Annotated in this window: 2 protein-coding genes; one reads left to right on the top strand and one right to left on the bottom strand. The window is 64.9% G+C overall.

Annotated elements, in window-relative coordinates:
* Positions 1-140: 140 nt before the first annotated feature.
* Positions 141-389, top strand: coding sequence for a hypothetical protein (locus tag ABEA30_RS15285; protein ID WP_345584391.1), 249 nt, complete (start codon positions 141-143; stop codon positions 387-389).
* 222 nt (positions 390-611) lie between these two features.
* On the opposite strand, the gene ABEA30_RS15280 is transcribed toward ABEA30_RS15285, so the two are convergent.
* Positions 612-1,883, bottom strand: coding sequence for an IS256 family transposase (locus tag ABEA30_RS15280; protein ID WP_345584389.1), 1,272 nt, complete (start codon positions 1,881-1,883; stop codon positions 612-614).
* Between the last annotated feature and the right edge of the window lie 260 nt (positions 1,884-2,143).

Genomic DNA, 2,143 nt, shown 5'->3' with positions numbered 1-2,143 from the left:
TTGGCCCCGTGTTCAGGTCGGGCCCCGACAGCCCGGCTGGCAGCTCTCAAGCCGCCTCATGAAAGACGGAGGCTAAGGAGTTCGACAGATTGGCCGCGCTCTGCTGGCCCTTCCACGAGGCCGTCATTCGTACCCTCGGCGTGAAGGTCGTCGTCTGCTTCGGCAAGAGTGCCGGCGAGTTCGTCCGTCGGCAGTACGGCGCCCATCACGAGATCGACCATTTCACTGAGCGGAACAACCGCGGTTGGCGGAGCACGACACATCGTGCTCCTGGGGGACTGAAGATCGTCACCGTGACTCATCCGTCGCGTGCCGACTGGCGCAACCCGTTGGCCGATGTCTCACCACTGGTGGCGCGAGCACTCGAGGACGGCCAGAAGCTGTCCTGATTCATTTCCACGGTGAAGGCTTGCCATCGGCGGTCAAGTCCCTTGACGTGGTGTAACCGCTGATTCTTCGGGTCGGGTGGTCAGAAGGGTGGTTGGCCGGGTTCGGGGGTGGTTGGACTGGCGCCTTCCCGCCAGCCGCTGTTGGGGTCGAGGAAGTCTTCGGGCCAGGGGGCGGGGAGAGGGTCTGTCAAGTTTTCGGTGTATCTCATGGTTGTTTGACTCTCAGTATCGGCGGCCGGCGGAGAGCCGTCCGTCGAAGGTGATCTCGAACGCGTTGAGGGCGCCCTTCCAGCGCTGTGTCCAACGTGCTCGTCCCTTGCCTGTGGGGTCCAGCGCCATCACAGCGAGGTAGACGCACTTGAGTGCGGCCTGCTCGTTGGGGAAGTGCCCGCGGGCCTTGACGGCCTTGCGGATCCTGGCGTTGACCGACTCGATCGCGTTGGTGGTGCACACGATCCGGCGGATCTCTTTGTCGAACTGCAGGAATGGCACGAACTCCGGCCACGCGTTCTCCCACAAACGCACGATCGCCGGGTACTTAGCGCCCCATACTTCGGTGAACTCCAGGAACCGGTCCTCGGCCGCGGCGACGGTGTCGGCGGTGTAGATCGGCCGCAGCGCGCGGGCCAGCTTGTCCCAGTCCTGCCTTGCCGCGTAACGGAACGACCCGCGAATCAGGTGCACCACGCAGGTCTGCACGATCGTTTGCGGCCACACGTTGCCCACCGACTCGGGCAACCCCTTCAGTCCGTCGCACACCAGCATCAACACGTCGGCGACGCCGCGGTTCTTGATCTCGGTCAACACCTGCTGCCAGTACTTCGCGCCCTCGCCGCCGTCCCCGGCCCACAGCCCGAGGATGTCGCGGTTCCCCTCGACAGTGACCGCCAACGCGACGTAGATCGGCCGGTTCGCGACCTGCCCGTCGCGGACCTTCACATGAATCGCGTCGATGAACACCACCGGATACACCGGGTCCAGTGGTCGGTTCTGCCACTCGCCCATCGAGTCCAGGACCTTGTCGGTGATCGTCGAGATCGTGGTCTTCGACACCTCAGAGCCATAAACATCGGCCAGATGCGCCGCGATGTCGCCATGGGTCAGCCCGCGAGCCGACAGCGACAACACCACGTCCTCGATCGCCCCCAAACGCCGTTGCCGCTTCGCCACCACGACCGGCTCAAACGACCCGGCCCGATCCCGAGGCACAGCGATCTCGACCGGGCCGGCCTTCGTCAGCACCGTCTTCGACCGCGTCCCGTTACGAGCGTTGTCGCTGCCCTCGACCCGCTCGTGCTTGTCATAGCCCAGATGCGCGGTCATCTCGCCCTCCAGGGCCGACTCCAGGACCAGTTTCGTCAGCTGAGCCAGCAGCCCGCCCTCGCCCTCCACGGACAGCCCCAGCCGCTGCGCGTCGCCCACAAGCTGCGCCACCAAATCCTTGTCCACCAGCGGGGGCGTTCCCGTCGACGTCACCTGGTCCTCGACCTCCATCACGACCGCCTCAGCGACCGGCTCAACCTGCATCCTCATCGGGTACCTCCTACATCGGAGTTACACCGGAAAACGTACAGTCCCGGGATAGGTGCGTTGCCTGCCGAAGGGTGTGGGTGGGGCGGAGCCGCCGTAGTACTCCGAGGCCGGGAAAGCCGGTCACATGGGGAAGGGCGGCAGTGAGAGACAGCAGAAGAAGGTGAATGTAATGTCCGAAGACGCGCCGGTGAATGTCGGCGCCTCCGGATGGCCCAGCGATG

Origin of the sequence: Tessaracoccus lubricantis (assembly GCF_039544535.1) — a bacterium.
GTDB lineage: Bacteria > Actinomycetota > Actinomycetes > Propionibacteriales > Propionibacteriaceae > Arachnia > Arachnia lubricantis.
This window is presented reverse-complemented; position numbering and strand designations above follow the sequence as displayed.

What these genes read in the sequence shown, in the direction of transcription:
- ABEA30_RS15280 (WP_345584389.1), bottom strand. Translation starts at nt 1,883, where the DNA reads ATGGAGGTCGAGGACCAGGTGACGTCGACGGGAACGCCCCCGCTGGTG.